This window comes from Pseudomonas sp. NFPP04 (assembly GCF_900113815.1).
Taxonomy (GTDB): domain Bacteria; phylum Pseudomonadota; class Gammaproteobacteria; order Pseudomonadales; family Pseudomonadaceae; genus Aquipseudomonas; species Aquipseudomonas extremorientalis.
Map to the genome: position 1 here is coordinate 1 of NZ_FOQS01000027.1, position 2,364 is coordinate 2,364.

The window sequence follows — 2,364 nt, forward strand, 5'->3', positions numbered from 1 at the left end:
GTAAGCGTCCACGCATCCCGTCTTGCGCAGCTAAGTCGGTTGCCATCGATGCGGCAACAAATCCCCAATCTCACTCGCCCGCTGCGTCGGCAGGCGAGTAAGAACGTCCTTCAGATAAGCATATGCATCGTGGCCGTTGAGCTTGGCCGACTGGATCAAACTCATTAGCGCAGCAGCGCGTTGGCCACTGCGTAGTGAGCCAGCAAACAACCAGTTCTTTCGCCCTAGCGCCCATGGCCGTATCTGATTTTCGAGGTGGTTATTGTCTATGGGCACCGTGCCGTCGTTCAGATAACGGCTCAACGCAGCCCAACGTTTAAGGCTGTAATCCAGCGCCTTGGTAATCCCCAAACCTTCATGCACACGCTCGCGCTGGGCGATCAGCCAGGTATGAAACGCGTCCATCAGGGGCGCGGCTTTTTCCTGACGTATTCGTCGCCGGACATCCGGTTCCAAATCGCGGACTTCGCGTTCAACCTCATATAAAGCCGCGATGTACCGCAATGCTTGCTCGGCCAGCACGCTTTTTTTGGTGACGTGCAGGTCGTAGAACTTGCGGCGGGCGTGGGTCATGCAGCCGATTTCAGTGACGCCAAGTGCAAAACTGGCTTTGTAACCGCCGTAGTCGTCACAGACCAACTTGCCTTTCCAGTCGCCCAAAAAGTTGCGGGCATATTCGCCAGAACGACCGGGGCTGAAGTCGTACACCACCGCGCTTATCTCGGCGAACGCGGTCGTGGCATAACCCCAAACATATGCTCGGTGGGTTTTCTTTTCGCCCGGCGCGAGCATCTGCACCGGCGTTTCATCGACATGCACCACGTTGTGCTCAAGCACGACTTCGCGCAAGGCATCCACCAGTGGCTGTAATTGCACGCCGCAAGCGCCGACCCAACTGGCCAGCGTTGAACGAGGAATCGCGAGACCGGCACGCCCGAAGATTTGCTCCTGGCGGTACAGCGGCAAATGATCGGCGTATTTCGCAATCATCACCTGAGCCAGGAGCCGGGCGGTCGGGATGCCTTTGTCGATAACCTGCGCCGGCACCGGCTCTTGAATCAGGGTCTCGCAGTTATTGCAGACCCATTTGCCACGAATATGCCGTTCGACGCTGAACACGCCCGGCGTGTAGTCGAGCTTTTCGCTGATGTCTTCGCCGATGCGCTTGAGGGCGCAGCCGCATTGGCATTGAGTGTTTTCAGGCTCGTGATGAATCAGTGTGCGAGGAAACTCGGCAGGCAACGCAGTGCGTTTGGGTTGCTGGCGGGCTACTGATTGCGCTGGTTTTGGTGCCAGGATTTCAAGCTCTGCTTCGATGGCGGCCAGGTCGGTCTCAATCAGGTCGTCGAGCAAGCTGGCCTGATCAGGGCTGAACGACTCGGAGCGTTTGGCGAAGCGGTGGCGTTTGAGCTGGGCTATTTCGTGAATGAGTTGCTGGTTGCGGGTCTTCTGATGAAGCACCTCTTTGTCGAGGCTCGCCAACTGCGTATCTAGATGCTCAACGCGTTTGAGCAACTGCGCAGCCAGGCTGCGCAGTTGTTCGGTGTCGAGCTGATCGAGAGGAGGAGTGGGAACCATGGCGATGACTCTGCCCGATCTGCTGATCGATGTATGTCATCCATGTCTCTTAATGGTTACGGATGGCTCCGTCAGACCCAAGCCGTTGCCAGGGAAGACCGACGACCAGAGCCTGGAGTTGCTCAGTATTTAGCTCCATTTGGTCACCATGCCGATCACTCGGCCAGGAAAACTTCCCCTGGTGCAGACGGCGCGCCGCCAACCAAACGCCCAGTCCGTCGTGCACCAACACCTTCATGCGATTGCCTCGGCGGTTGGCAAAGAGATAAGCACAGTGCGGCTGCGCCGCACCGAAGACAGCCACGACCCGGGCGAGCGCTTTCTCGGTGCCGGAGCGCATATCCATCGGTTCGGTGGCCAGCCAAATTGCGTCGATGCGGATCACGAAGCAAGTCCACGGACAAAACGGACACATCCTTCGGGATCGGAAGCTGGCCATTTCACCGTGATGGTTTGCTCGCCAAATGGCAGCTCGATGATCACCGATGACTCGGCCTGCCTTTTCGGGGCGACCTTTACCGGAACAAACGCCGGCAGGGTTGCGGGTGGCTGGTCTCGAAAAAGTGGCAGCCACTTACGGATCACGTTGGCATTGATGCCGTGACTGATGGCCACGCTGGAAATGGAGGCGCCGGGTTGCAGGCATTCCTGGACAACCTGGGCTTTGAACGACTTGGGGTAAGAGCTTCGTTGGCGCATTTAAGGGCTATCGCGTCCGCTTAAAAATAGGCGGACACCATCGCCCTTAATTTGGGAGGTCGGTAGGTGTGTTCACCGTTCGCTTAC

At 57.7% G+C, this 2,364-nt stretch carries 3 protein-coding genes; all 3 read right to left on the minus strand.

The genetic code is table 11. From position 1 onward, the window contains the following. Positions 1–30: 30 nt before the first annotated feature. The 3 genes from BM017_RS28675 to BM017_RS28685 are packed head-to-tail and all read right to left on the minus strand — an operon-like array spanning position 31 to position 2,277. The gene (locus BM017_RS28675; RefSeq protein ID WP_092250895.1) at positions 31–1,578 is read right to left on the minus strand and encodes an IS66 family transposase; all 1,548 of its coding nucleotides are present in this window, start codon (positions 1,576–1,578) and stop codon (positions 31–33) included. 49 nt (positions 1,579–1,627) lie between these two features. Beyond that, complete coding sequence (gene tnpB / locus BM017_RS28680; protein ID WP_092250897.1) at positions 1,628–1,963, minus strand: IS66 family insertion sequence element accessory protein TnpB; 336 nt, start codon at positions 1,961–1,963, stop codon at positions 1,628–1,630. After that, complete coding sequence (locus tag BM017_RS28685; RefSeq protein WP_256576824.1) at positions 1,960–2,277, minus strand: IS66-like element accessory protein TnpA; 318 nt, start codon at positions 2,275–2,277, stop codon at positions 1,960–1,962. Before BM017_RS28685 ends, tnpB begins: the two co-directional genes overlap by 4 nt. Positions 2,278–2,364 lie beyond the last annotated feature (87 nt).

Excerpts from the sequence above, each read along its gene's own strand:
- BM017_RS28675 (WP_092250895.1), bottom strand. The coding sequence starts at position 1,578 with ATGGTTCCCACTCCTCCTCTCGATCAGCTCGACACCGAACAACTGCGC.
- BM017_RS28685 (WP_256576824.1), bottom strand. The coding sequence starts at position 2,277 with ATGCGCCAACGAAGCTCTTACCCCAAGTCGTTCAAAGCCCAGGTTGTC.